At 71.2% G+C, this 18,195-nt stretch carries 12 protein-coding genes; 8 read left to right on the top strand and 4 right to left on the bottom strand.

Translation table 11 applies throughout. The features are described 5' to 3' along the window. Positions 1-85: 85 nt before the first annotated feature. The 3 genes from QBE02_RS08260 to QBE02_RS08270 all read left to right on the top strand — a co-directional run bounded on the left by QBE02_RS08260 (position 86) and on the right by QBE02_RS08270 (position 6,176). Complete coding sequence (locus tag QBE02_RS08260; protein ID WP_279365314.1) at positions 86-4,759, top strand: ATP-dependent helicase; 4,674 nt, start codon at positions 86-88, stop codon at positions 4,757-4,759. After that, a complete protein-coding gene (locus QBE02_RS08265) occupies positions 4,752-5,528 on the top strand; it encodes a DNA-formamidopyrimidine glycosylase family protein (protein WP_279365315.1) in 777 nt (258 codons plus the stop codon). Before QBE02_RS08260 ends, QBE02_RS08265 begins: the two co-directional genes overlap by 8 nt. A 240-nt stretch (positions 5,529-5,768) precedes the next feature. After that, the gene (locus QBE02_RS08270) at positions 5,769-6,176 is read left to right on the top strand and encodes a transferase (RefSeq protein ID WP_056226142.1); all 408 of its coding nucleotides are present in this window, start codon (positions 5,769-5,771) and stop codon (positions 6,174-6,176) included. A gap of 79 nt (positions 6,177-6,255) precedes the next feature. Here the strand turns inward: QBE02_RS08270 and QBE02_RS08275 are convergent, their stop codons facing one another. Then, complete coding sequence (locus tag QBE02_RS08275) at positions 6,256-6,645, bottom strand: DUF1304 domain-containing protein (RefSeq protein ID WP_279365316.1); 390 nt, start codon at positions 6,643-6,645, stop codon at positions 6,256-6,258. Between the two features lie 188 nt (positions 6,646-6,833). On the opposite strand from QBE02_RS08275, the gene QBE02_RS08280 reads away from it, so the two are divergent. The 4 genes from QBE02_RS08280 (at position 6,834) to QBE02_RS08295 (ending at position 10,579) form a co-directional block, all read left to right on the top strand. Then, entirely contained in the window at positions 6,834-7,409 is a 576-nt protein-coding gene (locus tag QBE02_RS08280; RefSeq protein WP_279365317.1) for a LysR substrate-binding domain-containing protein, read from the top strand. An 86-nt stretch (positions 7,410-7,495) separates the two neighbouring features. Next, positions 7,496-8,224 (top strand): GMP synthase, encoded by a 729-nt coding sequence (locus QBE02_RS08285; protein WP_279365318.1) that lies wholly within the window; start codon positions 7,496-7,498, stop codon positions 8,222-8,224. Between the two features lie 116 nt (positions 8,225-8,340). After that, positions 8,341-9,156 (top strand): tryptophan-rich sensory protein, encoded by an 816-nt coding sequence (locus QBE02_RS08290; RefSeq protein WP_279365319.1) that lies wholly within the window; start codon positions 8,341-8,343, stop codon positions 9,154-9,156. A 376-nt stretch (positions 9,157-9,532) separates the two neighbouring features. Then, a complete protein-coding gene (locus QBE02_RS08295) occupies positions 9,533-10,579 on the top strand; it encodes a sodium:calcium antiporter (RefSeq protein ID WP_279365320.1) in 1,047 nt (348 codons plus the stop codon). Between the two features lie 6 nt (positions 10,580-10,585). On the opposite strand, the gene QBE02_RS08300 is transcribed toward QBE02_RS08295, so the two are convergent. Next, complete coding sequence (locus QBE02_RS08300) at positions 10,586-12,733, bottom strand: alpha-galactosidase (protein WP_279365321.1); 2,148 nt, start codon at positions 12,731-12,733, stop codon at positions 10,586-10,588. A gap of 59 nt (positions 12,734-12,792) precedes the next feature. On the opposite strand from QBE02_RS08300, the gene QBE02_RS08305 reads away from it, so the two are divergent. After that, the gene (locus QBE02_RS08305; RefSeq protein WP_279365322.1) at positions 12,793-13,911 is read left to right on the top strand and encodes an ROK family transcriptional regulator; all 1,119 of its coding nucleotides are present in this window, start codon (positions 12,793-12,795) and stop codon (positions 13,909-13,911) included. A gap of 54 nt (positions 13,912-13,965) precedes the next feature. Here QBE02_RS08305 and treZ read toward each other — a convergent pair whose 3' ends face one another. Together treZ and treY are read right to left on the bottom strand one after the other, a co-directional pair. Further along, entirely contained in the window at positions 13,966-15,750 is a 1,785-nt protein-coding gene (gene treZ, locus QBE02_RS08310) for a malto-oligosyltrehalose trehalohydrolase (RefSeq protein WP_279367874.1), read from the bottom strand. Between the two features lie 56 nt (positions 15,751-15,806). Next, on the bottom strand, positions 15,807-18,194 hold the full coding sequence (gene treY / locus QBE02_RS08315; protein WP_279367875.1) for a malto-oligosyltrehalose synthase: 2,388 nt from the start codon (positions 18,192-18,194) through the stop codon (positions 15,807-15,809). Between the last annotated feature and the right edge of the window lies 1 nt (position 18,195).

Here is an 18,195-nt window from a genome sequence, read left to right on the forward strand (position 1 = left end):
CATGGCACCACCGTCGACAGGCCCTTCCGCGGCGGGCGAACGTCAACCCCGACCCGATGTCGGAGGTCCGGGAGAGGATGTCGGCATGGCCGACGTGTTGGAGAGATTCGGTCCTGCGACGCAGGACTGGTTCCGTGGAGCGTTCTCGGCGCCGACCAACGCCCAGAAGGGCGCGTGGGAATCCGTGTCGTCGGGCCGCAACGCGCTCGTGGTCGCGCCCACCGGTTCGGGAAAAACGCTGTCGGCCTTCCTCTTCGCGATCGACCGGGTGTTCCGCGAGAAGGGCCCCGAGGTCCCGGATGCCGCTCCCGCACGCCGAGGCAAGAAGACCGCCCCGAAGGCACCCCCGACCACGACGCGCATCCTCTACATCTCGCCGCTGAAGGCCCTCGGCGTCGACGTCGAGCGCAACCTCCGCTCGCCGCTCGTCGGGATCGGGCAGTCCGCGCGCCGCCTCGGGATCGAGGTGCCCTCGGTGACCGTGGGCGTCCGCTCGGGCGACACGAGTTCGAGCGACCGCCGCAAGCTGGTGACCGCACCTCCCGACATCCTCATCACCACGCCCGAGTCGCTGTACCTCATGCTCACGAGCCAGGCGGCCGAGACGCTGCGCGGCGTGCACACGGTGATCATCGACGAGGTGCACGCGGTCGCGGCCACCAAGCGCGGCGCACACCTGGCCGTGAGCCTCGAGCGGCTCGACGCCCTGCTCGACGCGCCGGCTCAGCGCATCGGACTCTCGGCGACCGTGCGTCCGATCGACGAGGTGGCCCGCTTCCTCGGCGGAGCGCAGCCCGTCGACATCGTCGCCCCCAAGGCGACCAAAGCCTTCGACCTCTCGGTCGTGGTGCCGATCGACGACATGCTCAACCCGCCGCCGCCCCCGGGGTCGCCGGCTCCCGACGAAGCCGGTGACGGCGAGTGGTTCTCCGAGCGCCCCGAGAGCACCGAGGTGGCCGGCTCGGTCTGGCCGCACGTCGAAGAGGCCATCGTCGACCGCATCCTCCAGCGCCGCTCGACGATCGTGTTCGCGAACTCGCGGCGTCTGGCCGAACGACTGACCGGTCGACTCAACGAGATCTACGCCGAGCGGCAGGGCATCGACGTGCCCGAGCCGACGGTTCCCGCGGCCACGATGGCTCAGGCGGGCTCGTCCGCCGGGGTCGCCGCGATTCTCGCCAAGGCTCACCACGGATCGGTGTCGAAAGAACAGCGTGCCCAGGTCGAGGACGAGCTCAAGTCGGGAGCGCTGCGCTGCGTCGTCGCGACCAGCAGCCTCGAGCTCGGTATCGACATGGGCTCGGTCGACCTCGTCATCCAGGTCGAGTCGCCGCCCAGCGCGGCATCCGGCCTCCAGCGCGTGGGACGCGCCGGCCACCAGGTCGGCGAGGTCAGCCGGGCGGCCCTCTTCCCCAAGCACCGCAGCGACGTCCTGCACACCGCCGTCGTCACCGAGCGCATGCTCGCCGGGCGCATCGAGGCCATCTCGGTCCCGCAGAACCCGCTCGACATCCTCGCGCAGCAGACGGTCGCCGCCTCGGCGCTGGGCGCGATCGACGTCGAGGAGTGGTTCGAGACGGTCAAGCGCAGCGCGCCGTTCCGCTCGCTCCCCCGGTCGGCGTACGAGGCCACCCTCGACCTGCTGGCCGGTCGCTATCCCTCTGACGAGTTCGCCGAGCTGCGCCCCCGCCTGGTCTGGGATCGCGACGCCGGCACCCTCACCGGCCGGCCCGGAGCGCAGCGCGTCGCGGTCACCAGCGGCGGAACGATCCCCGACCGGGGCCTCTTCGGCGTGTTCGTCGCGGGCGAGTCGCAGAACGCCCGCGTCGGAGAGCTCGACGAAGAGATGGTCTACGAGTCGCGCGTCAACGACGTCTTCACCCTCGGCACCACGAGCTGGCGCATCGTCGAGATCACCCACGACCGCGTCAACGTGCTGCCCGCCTTCGGCCAGCCCGGCAAGCTCCCGTTCTGGCACGGGGACGGCATCGGTCGCCCGGCCGAACTCGGCGAAGCTCTCGGCAAGTTCTCGCGCGACATCGCCGGCGTCGACCGGGCTAAGGCCGAGGAGCGCCTGCGCGAATCGGGCCTCGACGACAACGCCATCACCAACCTGCTGGCGTACTTGGCCGAGCAGCGCGAGGCCACCGGCAGCCTCCCCACCGACAGGACGCTGACCGTCGAACGCAGCCGCGACGAGGTCGGGGACTGGCGCATCATCCTGCATTCCCCGTACGGCATGCAGGTCCATTCCCCCTGGGCCCTCGCGGTGAACGCCCGCATCCGAGAGCGCCTCGGCGTCGAGGGCGCGGCCGTGGCGAGCGACGATGGCATCATCGCCCGAGTTCCGGATGCCGCGGCCGAGCCGCCCGGGGCCGACCTGTTCGTCTTCGAGGCCGACGAACTCGAGCAGATCGTCACCGATGAGGTGGGCGGATCCGCGCTGTTCGCCTCGCGCTTCCGGGAGTGCGCGGCCCGTGCGCTGCTCCTGCCGCGATTGAACCCGAACCGCCGGTCGCCGCTGTGGCAGCAGCGGCAACGCTCCGCTCAGCTGCTCGAGGTGGCCAAGCGGCATCCGGCATTCCCGATCATCCTCGAGACCCTCCGCGAGGTCTTGCAGGACGTCTACGACCTGCCCGCCCTTCTGCGCGTGACCCGACAGATCGGCGAGCGCAAGATCCGCCTCGTCGAGATCACCACCTCGCAGCCGTCTCCCTACGCCCGAGATCTGCTCTTCGGCTACGTGGGCGCCTTCATGTACGAGGGCGACTCCCCGCTGGCCGAGCGTCGTGCCGCGGCCCTGTCGGTCGACCCGGCACTGCTGAGCGAGCTGCTCGGCAAGGTCGAGATGCGCGAGCTGCTCGACCCCGACGTCATCGCGCAGTTCGAGCGCGAGGCCCAGCGCCTCGATCCCGACCGTCGTGCCCGCGGCGTCGAAGGCGTGGCCGATCTGCTGCGCATCCTCGGTCCGCTCGACGCCACCGAGGTGGCCGCGAGACTCGACACCGAGGGCGACGCGCTCGCCGAGGCCGAGCAGCACCTCGCCAGCCTGGTCGACGACCGGCGCGCCATCCGCGTGACGATCGCGGGCGTCTCCCGCACGGCCGGGATCGAAGACGCCGGGCGACTCCGCGACGCTCTCGGCGCGGCGCTTCCGGTCGGCATCCCGAACGCGTTCCTCGAACCGTTCCCCGATCCGCTCGGCGACCTCGTCGCGCGTTTCGCCCGCACGCACGCGCCGTTCACGACCGATGCCGTCGCCGAACGCCTCGGCGTCGGCGTGGCGGTCGCGCGGCGGACATTGCAGCGCCTCGAGTCGCAGGGGCGCCTGTCCAGCGGCTTCTTCCTGCCCGAAGCCTCGGGCGGAAACCGGGGCGACGAGACCGAGTGGTGCGACGTCGAGGTCCTCCGGCGACTGCGAATGCGCTCCCTCGCGGCCATCCGCGGCAGCGTCGAGCCCGTTCCTCCGGCCGCGTACGCGCGCTTCCTCCCCGTCTGGCAGCACCTCGGGCGCCCCCTCGAGGGCATCGACGGGGTGCTGGCGGTGATCGAGCAGCTCGCGGGTGTCCCGATCCCGGCCAGCGCCTGGGAATCGCTCGTCCTGCCCTCACGCGTCACCGACTACTCCCCCGCCCTGCTCGACGAGCTCACCGCCACCGGCGAAGTGGTCTGGTCGGGGCACGGCACCCTTCCCGGTCGCGACGGGTGGATCGCCTTGCACCCGGCGGAGGCAGCGCCGTTCACCCTGCAGGATCCCGAGGACGCCGACGACCCCGCACCCGACTCGCTCGAGGCGCGCATCCTCGCCGCGCTCGAGGGCGGGGGCGCCTACTTCGCCACCCAGCTCACGCAACTCGCCGGAGCTCAGAACGAGCAGTCCGTCAACGACGCCCTGTGGGCCCTCACCTGGGCCGGACGTGTGACGAACGACACCTTCGCCCCGGTTCGCACCCTGCTGAGCGGCGGTGGTCAGTCGCACCGCGTGGCACGGCGTGCCCCCCGCGCGCGCATGTACCGGGGAGCCACCATGCCGCGCGCGACCTCCGCGCCGCGACCCCCGTCCCTCGGCGGTCGATGGTCGCTGCTGCCCGAACGCGAAGCCGACCCGGCGGCCCGAGCCACAGCGACCGCGAGCCTCCTCCTCGATCGCTACGGGGTGGTGACGCGCGGGGCCGTGCAGTCCGAGGGGGTTCCCGGCGGCTTCGCGCAGGTGTACCGCATCCTCGCCGGCTTCGAAGAGGCGGGCCACTGCCGACGCGGATACGTGATCGAGAAGCTCGGCGCCGCGCAGTTCGCCGCGTCTGCCACCGTCGATCGCCTGCGCGAGTTCGCAGCGGTCGCGGACCCGCCACCGCTGCGGACCGTGACGCTCGCCGCCACCGACCCCGCCAACCCGTACGGCGCCGCCCTCGGATGGCCCGCGATCGAAGGGGTCACCCACCGACCGGGCCGCAAGGCCGGAGGTCTCGTCGTGCTCGTCGACGGCGAGCTGACCCTCTACCTCGAGCGTGGGGGGCGCAGCGCCCTCGCCTTCACCGACGCGGAGCCCGCGCTGCAGGCGGCAGCACGTCACCTCGCCGAGACGGCGAAGAAGAGACGGCTCGAGACGCTCACCGTCGAGCAGGTGAACGGCGAGTTCGTCTACGGCACCGCGGTCGGCCGAGCGCTGCGCGAGGCGGGATTCGTCGAGTCCCCGAAGGGGCTGACCCTGCGGAAGCTCACCGCGGGCGACACCCTGCGCGAGGCGGCTCGTGCCTGAGGGCGACACCGTGTACCGCGCCGCGGCGAAGCTCTCCGCGGCGCTCACGGGCAAGGTGGTCACGCGGTTCGACATCCGCGTGCCCGGGAGCGCCACCGCGGATCTCCGCGGCGAGACGGTGCACGAGGTGGCGGCGCGGGGCAAGCATCTGCTCCACCGCATCGGCGGGTACACGCTGCACTCGCATCTCAAGATGGAGGGCCGGTGGGACGTCTATCGGCCGGGAGAGCGCTGGCGACGCCCCGCTTTCAAGGCTCGGGCGATCGTCGGTGTGACGGGCGCCGATGCCGTCGGCTTCGACCTGGCCATGGTCGAGGTTCTGCGCACGGCCGACGAGCACACCGTGATCGGGCACCTCGGTCCCGATCTGCTCGCCGACGACTGGGACGAAGCCGAGGCCGTGCGACGCGTGTCCGCCGACGAGAGGGCCGCCCACGTCGCTCTCCTCGACCAACGGAACGTGGCGGGGTTCGGCAACGTCTATGCGAACGAGCTGCTGTTCGTCCGCGGTATCGCGCCGACCACCCCGGCCACCGAGATCGATGCCCAGGCGACCATCGCCCTCGGCGAGCGCATGATCCGCGCCAATCTTCCCCGTCCCGAGCGCACCTTCACCGGCGACAGCCGTCCCGGGCGCCGCTTCTGGGTGTACGGGCGCGAGGGGGCACCGTGCCGCCGCTGCGGCACTCCCATTCGGGCCACCTCACTCGGCGCCACCGCGACGAGCGAACGGAACGTGTACTGGTGCCCGACCTGCCAGCCAGGCTGAACGGGCGAGGGCGGGCGTGAGCAACTGATTCGACGGCGCATGTCAACCCGCCCGGCTCGCCTCGTCGAGCATGCGAAAACAGGGGGACAACTCCACGCCGCACCCCGACGTTTCCCTTTCCTCGACATCGAGGAAACCGATCACGGTACCGGCGACGAAGAAGCATTCGAGGGAATGAACGCCATTCCCGACCCGTTGTGATACATGTCGGCTCAACCCGATGGCCGACCGGAGGGGATCGTGGGAAAGAACTACATCGACATCGAAAACGACCACGGCGAGACGCTGCGTTACCGCAAGCACGTCAATGGTCGCGGACTCGTCGCGCACGGCGCGAAGGTCCACCCGTCGGCGCTGGTCGAGAACGGCGCGTACGTCGAACCCGGCGTGCAGATCGCCGCGGGTGTTCGTGTCGGCCGCGGTGCCTGGATCGAGTCAGACGCCGTGATCGGCCCGGAGGCCCACATCGAGCCGCACGCGCACATCTGCGCCGGAGCGGTGATCGGCGCGGGCGCCCACATCGGCGTCCGCACACAGGTCGGCCACAACGCTCGGATCGCGGTGGGCTCGCTCATCGGCGACGACGAGATCATCAACGATGGTGAGGCGGTCGCCACCGACCGGCGGGGCCTGCGCCTGGCCGCCTGACCATCGCCCGAAGGGCGCAACGACCCGCACGACTCCTCGGAGCGTGCGGGTTTTCGTTTGCGCCGGCGGTTCGTCCGCCTCAGGCCAAGATCGCCAGGATCAGACCGATGAGCGGCAGCGTCCCCTGGATGCTCGCGGGGCGGAGGTACTTCCTGCCCGAGGTGACGAGGACGAGCGCTGCGGCGAGCATCGACCCGAGCGAGAAGATGAGCAGCGTCCGTCCGGCGACGTCGCCGATGCCGTTGACCACCCAGAACACGATGCCGATCGCCGCGCCGACCGCGAGGAAGAGGTTGTAGAAACCCTGGTTGTACGCCATGGGCTTGGTCACGTCGGCGGCCTGCTGGTCGGCGATGCCGAAGACCTTCCACGTCTTCGGCTGCGTCCACCGGACGCTCTCGAGCACGAAGATGTAGACGTGGAGCAGGGCTGCGAGTCCCGCGAAGACGAGCGCCAGGATGCCGATCATGCGTTCAACGTTAGTCCCGCGGCTAGCCTGGAGCCATGGCGAAAGGCAGCGGTTCCCGCGGACGAGGTGGCGCGCCTCGACGCACCGTCGGCGCGAAGTCTTCGGCGGCGGGACGGTCGCGCTCACCGAAACCGAAGCAGAAGGCCGAACGCCCCGCTGCGCCGCCCCGCGAGGAGCCACGTGAATTCGTGCTGGGCGCGATCCCCGGCGCGACGCCCGGCAAGTGGATCGGGCTGTGGCGGGAGCGCATGCCGCACGTCTCCCTCGAACTCCGTGAGATCGCCGTCTCCGCCCAACTCGAGGCGCTCGCCGAGGTCGATGCGGCGCTCGTCCGCCTCCCCGTCGAGGAGTCCGACGATCTCCACGTCATCCCCCTCTACGAAGAGGAGCCCGTCGTCGTCATGTCGACCGACTCCGATCTGACCGCCGCCGACGAGCTCGACATCGCCGACCTGCGTGGTGAGGTCGTCATCGCGGCAGCGGACGACGTCTTGCACCTGTCGGTTCCGGATGCCGTCGCCCCGGCGTTCGCGCCCCCGAGCGACACCGCTGAGGCGATCGCGACCGTCGCCGCGGGGGTGGGGGTGGTGGTCGTGCCGATGTCGCTCGCTCGTGCGCATCAGCGACGGGACGTCGAATACCGCGTACTGCGCGATGGCCCGCGCTCCACCGTCGCTCTTGCGTGGCTTCGCGACCGCACGACCCCGGATGTGGAGACGTTCGTGGGCGTCGTGCGCGGTCGCACGGCGCGATCGTCCCGCTGACCCTGCGTCCGTGGGGGCCGCGCACCCACGTTTCGCCGCGTGTCACCCCCCGATCCGACGCGAGAGCGCGCGCGTAGAATTCCGGGATGACCGGTTCTCTTCTCTACGTCTGCGTCCGCCCGCAGCGTGAGGCGGCCGTGGCCGAGTGGGCGTCTTTCCGCGACGGTCTCGGCGTGCGCGATGAGGACCTCGTGCACCACGATCTCGTCCGCGCTCCGCTCCCTGAGGACCTGGACCGATACGCTGCAGTGGTCGTCGGGGGCAGCCCTTTCAACGTCACCGACCCCGACAAGACCGACGACCAGCGTCGTCTCGAGCGTGATCTGGAACGCCTCGCCGCGGTGGCGATCGAGGGCCGCACGAACGCACTGTTCACCTGCTTCGGCATCGGCGTCGTGACGCGCCTCCTCGGCGGTCGTGTGAGTCTCCTGCACCCCGAGGGAACGGGTCCCACCGACATCGCGCTCACCGCGGCCGGCCGAGACGACGAGCTGTTCGGCATCCTGGAACCTCGCTTCGAGGCGCTGACCGCGCACAAAGAGGGCACGGCGACCGTGCCGCCGAGCGCCGTCCTGCTCGCCGAGAACGACGCTTGCCCGGTGCAGGCGTATCGCGCGGGGGCCGGGCTGTGGGCCACGCAGTTCCATCCCGAGCCGACCACCGACGCCTTCGTGGAGCGGATGGTCGTCTATCGCGATGCGGGCTACTTCGATGCCGACGCGTTCGACGAGGTGTCCGCTCACGTGCGTACCGCCTCGGTCGAGCAGCCCACGCGCCTGCTGCGCTCGTTCGCCGCGCGTTCCGTCGCGGCCTGATGCGGCGCAGCCCCCGGTGGGGGCTCGAAACGAGGGGGATCGAGGGGCGGCGGCGCCGTCCGGGCCGATGTCAACCCCGAGAGCCACATTTACCTAGCTTTTCTAGTGTTCTACGTATGAACGCAGCAGCACAGTGGCGGGGCTCGGACCTCGCTCGTCAGATCGTCGTCCTCTCCGCGGTGTCGTTCATGCTGATCGCGGCCGTCATCGGCGCGGGCGCCTTCGGCAACACCGCCGTGCAGGACCAGCAGGGCGGCGCCCTCAACACCGACGGTTCGTACCTCGCGCCCGCCGGCCCCGCGTTCTCGATCTGGTCGGTCATCTACCTCGGCCTGATCGTCTACTCCATCTGGCAGGCATTTCCCCGCCAGCGCACGAACCCGCGGCAGCGCGCCCTCGGTTGGCTGATCGCCCTGACGATGACGCTGAACGGACTGTGGCTCGTGGCGGCGCGCTTCGGCACGCTCGTCGTCACCGTCGTCGTGATCGTGCTCCTGCTCGCCGCTCTCGGCTGGGCCTTCCGAGTCGCCGTCGCCACCCGCGAGCCGCGCGGCGGTGTCGTCGACTCCGTGCTCATCGACGGCGTCACGGGCTTGCACCTCGGCTGGGTCACCCTGGCGACCGTCGCCAACACTGCCGCGTGGCTGACGACCATCGTGCCCGCCGAGTGGGAGAGCGCAGCGGATGCCATCGGCATCGCGGTCCTGATCGTGGTGGCCCTCATCGGCCTGGCGATCGCGTGGCGCAGTTCGTGGCGCGTGACACCCGCGATCGCCCTCGCGTGGGGTCTGAGCTGGCTCGCCGTGGAGCGCTTCACCGGGGAGCCGCAGAGCGGCCCGATCGGTGCGACCGCGATCGTCGTGGCCGCGGTCGTACTGCTGCCGCCGGCGATCGTTAGCGTGCTGCGTCTGATCCGGCCGAACGTCGACTGACCCGGATCCGCCCGGCGGCCTCGTCGTCGACGGTTCTGCGCGCGGTCGCAGCCCTCAGATGCCTCGACCGAGGTCGATCTGACGCTGGATCTCCTCACGGGCTCGGCCGAGCTCGCTGTCGGGACGATGGCGTGACGCGCCTCGCGCTCCCCCGGTCGGTTGACCGCGGCGAGGATCACCACGGTCACGGCGATCACCACGAGACCACTTGTCGACAGGGCTGCGACGAGTCCGGCATCCATGTTCCGCTCCTTCGTGAGGTGACGGCCCACGCTTCCACCCCCCGCCGGGGAGGTCAACCCCGCTGGGGATACGCCTCCGACGCCTCGTGCGCAAGCGGATCGGATGCCAGGGGCGCGGGGAGTGTAATCGGGCGGTGGACTCGTTGCCGTTCTTCCTGCTCGTCGTGATCTTCGTCGCCGCGGCGGCGGTGGTGTGGGTCGCCGGAATCCAGCTGTCGAAGGCGACCGACGTGCTCGATGCCCGGTTGCACCTGGGCAGCGCGCTCGGAGGCCTGATCGTTCTCGCCGTGGCGACCAACCTGCCCGAGATCGCGATCACGGTGTCGGCGGCCGTGTCGGGCAACCTCGAGGTCGCGGTGGGCAACATCCTGGGCGGGATCGCCCTGCAGACGGTCGTGCTCGTCATCCTCGACGCGTTCGGAAAGCGCGGCCGCGGCGTGAAGCCGCTGACCTACCGCGCGGCATCCCTCACCGTCGTTCTGGAGGGCCTCGTCGTCGTCGCCGTCCTCGCCGTCGTCATCGCGGGAAGCCAGCTTCCGAGCGGGCTCGAGGCGCTGCGGCTCACCCCCGACGTCGTGCTGATCGCCGCCCTGTGGATCGTGGGGTTGGTCCTCGTTCAGCGGGCCGGGAAGCACCTGCCCTGGCACGAGGACGGGCGAGCACCGGATGCCGCACCGAAGTCGCAGAAGAAGGATCCGGCGAAGGCGATGAGCACGAAGAGGGCGGCCCTCGTCTTCTCGATTTCTGCCCTCGCCACCCTCGTCGCGGGCGTGGTGCTCGAGCGCGCGGGAGATGCGGCGTCGTCGCAGATCGGGCTCTCGGGGGTGCTCTTCGGTGCGACCGTGCTCGCTCTCGCGACCTCTCTTCCCGAGATCTCCACGGGCCTGCAGGCTATCCGTCAGGGCGACGACAACCTCGCGATCAGCGACATCTTCGGCGGCAATGCCTTCTTGCCGGTGCTCTTCCTGCTCGCGACCGTCATCTCGGGCGCGGCGGTGCTCCCCCAGGCCAACGGAGCCGACATCTACCTGACGGCTCTCGCGGCTCTCCTGACCCTCGTGTACGTGGTCGGCTTGATCTTCCGCCCGCAGCGACGCCTGCTCGGGATGGGCGTCGACTCGTTCGTCGTCCTCGTGCTCTATGCCGTGGGCATCGGCGGCTTGTTCGCCATCTCCGCCTGACGGGGCTCAGCCGGCCGTCAGCTCCACCACCACCGCCTGCTGGGGGTTCTGCACGGGCGGGCGGATTCCGGATGCCGCGAGCTGGCGCCCGGTGAGCACGGTGTCGTGGTGCGCCCACGGCAGGGGCGACTGAGCGGGCTCCTGCACCAGACCGCCCGGCGTCACGAGCCGCACCCGGTACGCGCGGTCGGGGTCGAGACCCGGCAGGCGCACGCGCCCCGCGGGCGAGGCGATGAGGGTCTGCGTCTGCGCGATCGTGAAGAAGGCGTGATCGCGATCGGCCGCGACCACGCCGCGCACGTCGAGGCCGGGGTCGACGACGTCGACGTTCACGAGACGCCCCGTCGCCACCAGCGGGCGCACGCGCCGCGCGAGAGCCACCCACTCCCCCACGACGGCGCGGTCGCGCTCGTCGAGCGTGGTGAGGTCCCACTCGATGCCGAAGTGCCCGAACAGCGCGACGGCGCCGCTGAACGCGAGCGAGACCGTGCGTCCGGTCGAGTGCACGTGCGGGGTGGTCAGGTGCATGCCCATCATCTCGGGCGGCACCACCAGCGCCGTGTAGCGCTGCGTCTCGAGCCGCTCGACCGGGTCGAGGCAGTCACTCGTCCAGATCCGGTCGGTACGGTCCATGATGCCGAGGTCGACTCGCGCCCCACCCGAGGCGCAACTCTCGATCTCGAGACCCGGGAAGGTCGCCTTGAGCTCGTCGATGAGCCGGTACACGGCCAGGGTATGGGCGTGCACGGCCGAGCCTCCGCCGGGGCCGGTCGCGGCATCCACGAGATCCCGATTGTGGTCCCACTTCACGTAGGCGATCGGGTAGGCCCGCAGCACCTCGGTCATCCGCTCGAGGATGTACGCGTAGGCGCCGGGGTGGGCGAGGTTCAGCACCTGCTGCTGGCGCGCCGACGGCGGAAGCTCGTCGCGTCCGCGCAGGATCCACTCGGGGTGCGCGCGGGCGACGTCACTGTCGGGGTTGAGCATCTCGGGCTCGAACCACAGCCCGAACTCCATGCCCAGGCCCGTGACGTGGTCGGCGAGCGGGCTCAGCCCCTCGGGCCACACGCCCTCGTCGACGAACCAGTCGCCGAGACCCGCGGTGTCGTCGCGACGGCCGCGGAACCAGCCGTCGTCGAGCACGAACCGCTCCACGCCGATCTCGGCGGCGACGTCGGCGAGCTGCCGCAGTTTCGGCAGGCGGTGGTCGAAGTACACCGCCTCCCACGTGTTGAGCGTGATCGGGCGCGGACGCTCGGGGTGCTGCGGCCGGGCGCGCCAGGTGTCATGGAAGCGCGCGGCGAGCTGGTCGAGACCGTCGCCCCACGACCCGTAGACGAGCGGCGACGAGACCTCGGCGCCCGGTGCGAGCACGATCTCGCCCCACGCGGCCATCTCGCCGCCGGCGAGCAGCGCCTCGCCCAGCGGCAGCCGCTCGGCGAACACGCGCTGGTTGCCGCTCCAGGCGACGTGGATGCCGTGGACCAGACCCGCCTCGAACCCGAAGCCGGGGCGCCCCGCGGCCAGCAGCAGGGTCGCGTCGGCACCGGGGCGACCGCGACGGCTCTCGCGCAGGTGCGTGCCGAAGGTGAAGGCGTGGCGCTGCGACGAGCGCTCGCGCAGGTGGCGGCCGGTGGCGTCGAGGATCTCGGTGGCCTCCCAGGGCAGCGGGAAGCTCGGCTGCAGCGTCGAGACGACGAGATCGTCGGCTCCGTCGTTGACCACGGTGAGCTTCTGCGAGAACAGGCCCGCGGCATTCACTCGCAGCTCCGCGCGCAGACGCAGAGCGCGCTGCTCGTCGACGAGGTGCAGCGTCAGGGCATCGACGGCGGAGTGGATGGATGCCAGCGAGAACACCGTTCCCTGCACGACGCCGCCGCGCCCTCCCTCGTATCCGGGAGCGCCGGGCCAGCCAGCCGCGGCCGTCGGCACGATCGTGAGGCGGGGCGTCTGGTCGATGCCCCCCGACACGCGTTGCGGACGCGCCGCAACGGCCATCGACGAAAGCCTCTCGTCATCGAGGGCGCCGAGGTCGGGCCCCCAATGGATGATGGCGGGCGCGGGCTGCGCGGTGAGGTCGACGACGACGCTGGTGCCTCCGGCGCGGAGGTGCGCCGCCGAAGCGGTCTCGAGGGCGACGACGGTGTGCGACATGGCATTATTTCTACCACGGAACAAATGCCCGCCTGCCGCGGGAGAGCGGGAGGGGCGAGATGCTCACCGAGAGCGAGGCCGCCGTCGCCCGCGCCGTACTGATCCACGGCCCCGTCTCGCGCCGCGCCCTCGCCGCGCGCCTGCACCTGTCGCCGCCGAGCCTCACCCGCTTGACCCGCCCCCTGGTGGACGCCGGCATCCTGATCGAACTCGACGACGAGGTGGACGGCTCGGTCGGTCGCCCCTCGCGACCCCTCGACATCTCGCCCACCGCGGGCACGTTCGTCGGCGTCAAACTCACGGGCGACCACCTCTACCTCGCCGCCACCGACATCCGTGCCGAGGTGTGCGAGCGCGCGGACCGTCGCCTGACGGGCTCGACGCCCGAGCACGTGATCGACGAGATCGTCGCCGTGGTCGGCGCCCTGGGGCTACGCGATGTCCGCGGGGTCGGCGTGAGCCTGGGCGGTGCCGTGCGCGACGGGATCGCCGTCAACGCCCCCTTCCTCGGCTGGCGCGACGTCGCCTTCGCCGACGCGCTCGCGGCGCGCCTCGACGTGCCGGTCGCCCTCGAGAACGACGTGGTCGCCCTCGCCGAGGCCGAGCGCTGGTTCGGGGTGGGCCGCGCCCTGCCGGGCTTCGCGATCGTGACCGTCGGCGCGGGGGTGGGCTTCGGCCTCGTCATCGACGGGCGCACCGTGCGCACGCCCGATGCCGGGGTCGGCACCGTCGGCCACCTCCCGCTCGTCGCGGACGGACCCCCCTGCCCCGAGGGGCACCGTGGCTGCGCCGCCGCCCTGCTGACGACCACCGCGATCAGTTCGCAGGTGTCCCAGGCACTCCGCCGTTCCGTCTCGTACGACGACTCCCTCTCGCTCGCCCGCGCCGACGACCCCGCCGCACGCACCGTCATGGATGCCGCGGGCGACGCCCTCGGAACCCTGTGCGCCCTCGCCGCCAACCTGTCGCTGCAGTCCGACATCGTCCTCGCGGGCGAGGGCGTCGAGGCGTTCGATCTGGTGCGCGACCGGGTCGAGGCGTCTCTCGCGCGCGGCCGCGAGGGCTCGGCATCCGCCGTCTCGATCCACGTGGACCGCTCGGGATTCTCCGCCTGGGCGCGAGGAGCCGCGGCGGTGGCGATCCAGGCCGCGATGGGCCGCATCTCGCTCAGCGACTGACCCGCGCACGCCGACGGCCCCGCCCCTCGAGGGGACAGGGCCGTCGACCGGGGGTCAGAGAGCCGGCGCCACGATCGCACTCGCGCCGGCGGGCACGGTCAGCGTGGTCCCGTCGAGCACGACCCCCTCGGCGGTGGCCAAAAGCACACGGGCCCCGGATGCCGCGGAGGCCGAGGCCTCGGCATCCGACAGGTTCACCACGACAAGGAGGTCTCCGCGACGTAGCTCGTACACGCGCCCACCGTCGGCCTCACGGGCTGCCGCCGACAGATCCTCGCGCGAGGGGTCGGTGAGCTCGGGGCGCTCGCGGCGGATCTTCGCGAGCTCGCGGTACAGGCCGAGCAGCTGCGCGTGGTCGCCCTCTCCGACCTCGTCCCAGTCGAGCTTCGAGTTCTCGAAGGTCGAGGGGTCCTGCGGGTCGGGCACGGTCGACTCGTCCCAGCCCATCTTCTCGAACTCGGCGATGCGCCCCTCGGCGGTGGCCTTGCCGAGCTCGGGCTCGGGGTGCGAGGTGAAGAACTGCCACGGCGTGGTGGCGCCCCACTCCTCGCCCATGAACAGCATCGGCGTGCCGGGGGCCGTCAGCGTGAGCACGGCGGCCGCGGCGAGACGGTCGTAACCGAGCGTCTGCGAGAGGCGGTCGCCGGCGGCGCGGTTGCCGATCTGGTCGTGGTCCTGTGCGAAGGTCACCAGACGCCAGTTCGGCACGTCCTCCGGGATCGGTTTGCCGTGCTTCTCCTCGCGGAAGCTCGAGTAGGTGCCGTCGTGGAAGAAGCCGCCCTCGCTGACCTTGCGGAACGCGTCGAGGTCGGCGAAGTCCTCGTAGTACCCGATCGCCTCTCCGGTCAGGGCGACGTGGGCGGTGTGGTGCCAGTCATCCGACCACTGCGCGGTGAGTCCGTAGCCGCCGGCCTCACGCGGGAGGATCAGCTTCGGGTCGTTCATGTCGCTCTCGGCGATGGTCGTGAGCGGCACGCCGCGGTGCGCCGACAGGGCGTCGGTGCGCTCGGCGATCTCCTGCAGCACGTGCGGGTCGCGGTGGTCGAGCAGCGCGTGCACCGCATCGAGGCGCAGACCGTCGACGTGGTAGTCGCTCATCCACATCAGCGCGTTCTCGACGATGTAGGCGCGCACCGCGTCTTCGTCAAGGTTGACCGAGTCGCCCCAGGTGTTGCGGCTGCCCTCGCGGAGGTACTCGCCGAAGAGGGGCAGGTAGTTGCCCGAGGGGCCGAGGTGGTTGTAGACGACGTCCTGGATCACGGCCAGACCCGCGGCGTGCGCCGCGTCGACGAAGCGCTGGTAGGCCTCGGGCCCGCCGTAGGCCTCGTGCACGGTGTACCAGAGCACCCCGTCGTAGCCCCAGTTCCAGGTGCCGTTGAAGCCGTTCACCGGGAGCAGCTCGACGTGGGTCACGCCCAGGTCGACGAGGTGGTCGAGGCGGCCGATCGCGGCATCCAGGGTCCCTTCGGGGGTGAAGGTGCCGAGGTGCAGCTCGTAGATCAGTCCGCCCGCGAGCTGCTTGCCCGTCCAGGCGGCGTCGTTCCACGCGTAGACCGAGGGGTCGAACCACGCCGACGCCTCGTGCACGCCGCCGGGCTGGCGCCGCGAGCGCGGGTCAGGACGAAGGTCGTCTCCGTCGCCGAGCACGAAGCCGTAGCGCTCCCCGTCGGAGAGATCGACCGGAGCGGTCCACCACCCGCCGGCATTCGCCGACATCTCCACGTCTTCGACGACGGTGTCGCCGCTGTCGTCGAGTCGGCGCAGTCGCACTCGGTCGGCCTTGGGTGCCCAGACGTCGATGCTCATGTGGGTTCTTCCTTCGCGTGAGGTGCCAAGAATTGTCGCTTCGGAGGCGCGTGAGGCGACAAATCCTGGCGACTCACGCGAGGGACGGGTCAGGAGATCAACAGAGCGACCGGGTAGGTCGCGAGCAGGTCGGCCAGGCGGGTCGGACCGCCCTGGTACTGCTTGCCCGTGAGCGCGTCGATGACCAGCGTGTCGGGCAGCAGCAGCACCGTGTCGCGCCAGCCGCCCGCGGTGCGCAATCCGTGGGGCAGACGCGTCGCGACCGCGAACACCCCGCCGCGATCGAACGCGACGACGTGATCGGATGCCACGCCGGCGGCCTCGAGCGGACGGTAGACGTCGAGCGGCACATCGTTCCGCACCCGGAGCGCGCGAGAGGTCACGAGCAGCTTCGCGGCCCCGGTCCCGTCGATGGGCGGGCGCACGGCATCCGTCCCGTCGATCGAGGCGAGCAGACGTCGACGCTCGGCGAAGTCGACCGGGCGACGGTTGTCGGGGTCGACCAGCGACTGCTCCCACAGCTCCGAGCCCTGGTAGACGTCGGGGACGCCCGGGCCCATGATCTGCAGCAGCTTGGCCGAGAGGCCGTTCGACCAGCCGTCGGCCGAGATCTCGTCGACGAACGCGCGCACGCGCTCGGCGGCGGGACCGGTGGCCGCATCGACCAGCGCGTGCATGCGCTCTTCGAAGGCCTCGTCCTGCTCCCACCAGCCGGTGACCTCCGACGCCTCGCGCGCGGCCTTCTCGGCGTAGGCGTGCAGGCGTTCGCGGTAGTCCTTGAGACCTTCGGGGGTGGAGGCCGATGCCGGCCACGCCCCGACGATGGCCTGCCACAGCAGGGCGTCGAAGGGACCGTGCCCGGTCGAGGCGATGCCGCGGAACTCCTCGAGCCGCGCGGCCCACTTCTCGGGGATCTCGGCGAGCACGGCGATGCGCGCACGCGTGTCCTCGCCACGCTTGGTGTCGTGCGTCGAGAGGGTCGTCATCGCGGTCGGCCACGACGCGTGGCGCAGCGCCTGCGCGGTGTGGAAGCCGTGCACGTCGAGCGCGAACTGACCCGGATCGCCGCCCACCTCGGTGAGCGAACCGAGGCGCGTGTAGCGGTAGAACGCCGTGTCTTCGACGCCCTTCGCCATCACGGGCCCGGTCGTCTGCTGGAATCGCCACGCGATCTCGAGGTCGGTGTCGGAGAGCGCCGGCACGAGCTTCTCGATCACGTCGTCGAGCTCGGGGCGGCGGATCTCCGCCTCGCCCGCGGCGGCGTCGAGGTGCGCGCGGCCCGCGGGGAGGTAGGACCGGTAGACGGGGAAGCACGCGAGGATCTCGGCGAGGGCGTCCTGCAGCACCTCGGCCTCGAACTCCGTCCGCAGCGCCTCGGGAAGGCCGCGCACGATGCGGCGGATCTCTGACACCTGGATGGAGTCGGCGATCTTGCGCTTGGTGTCGTGGATGAGGTCGTGCCAGCCGGTCAGGGCGGGCAGGTCGCTCTCGGTGCGCAGTCGCGCATCGAGGGCGTCGAGCGGCACCTCGCCCGCGGGATCGGTGAGCACGCGGTCGATCTCGGCGAGCGCGTCGTATCCGGTCGTGCCGGCGGTCTTCCACCACGAGGGCAGGGCTTCGCCGTGCTCGAGGATCTTCTCGCCGAGCACGTAGCCGACCTCGTCGTCACTCGCGTCCCTCAGGGCTGCCGAGAGGCGGTCGAGGTACCCGCCGGGGTCGACGAGCCCGTCCGGGTGATCCACGCGCAGGCCGTCGGCCAGACCCTCGCGCACCCAGCGCAGGATCTCGGCGTGGGTCGCCTCGAACACCTCGGGCCGCTCGACGCGCACGCCCGCGAGCGTCGTCACGGCGAAGAAGCGGCGGTAGTTGAGGTCGGCCGCTTCGTCCTGCCAGAAGCGCAGCTCGAAGTTCTGCGCATCGAGCAGAGCCCGGATGCTGATGTCCGACGACCCCGTTCCCGGGGCGACCGGAAACTCGTGGTCGTAGTAGCGGATCAGCCCGTCGGGGGCGTCGTCGGCCGGCGTCGGGTCGTACGAGATCTCATCGATCACCGCGTCGAGGTGATCGCCGAGCACGGGGACGCGCACCTTGCCGCCGCCGAACTCCCAGTCGATGTCGAACGCGTCGGCGTGCGCCGAGGCGCGCCCCTGGCGCAGAACGTCCCACCACCACGCGTTCGCGCGCGGCTCGGAGACGCCCATGTGGTTGGGCACGATGTCGATCAGGATGCCGAGATCCTTCGCGCGCGCCGCCTCGACGAAGCGCGAGAGACCCTCGGCACCGCCGCGGGCGGGGTCGACGCGGGTGACGTCGACGACGTCGTAGCCGTGGTCGGAGCCCGGGGTGGCCTCGAGGATCGGCGAGAGGTACGCCCACGAGACCCCGAGGTCACGGAGATAGTCCGTGACCTCGGCGGCATCGTCGAGGGTGAACGATTCGCGGATCTGCAGGCGGTAGGACGAAAGCGGATGCCGCATC

The organism is Microbacterium testaceum, from assembly GCF_029761935.1.
Taxonomy (GTDB): Bacteria; Actinomycetota; Actinomycetes; order Actinomycetales; family Microbacteriaceae; genus Microbacterium; species Microbacterium testaceum_A.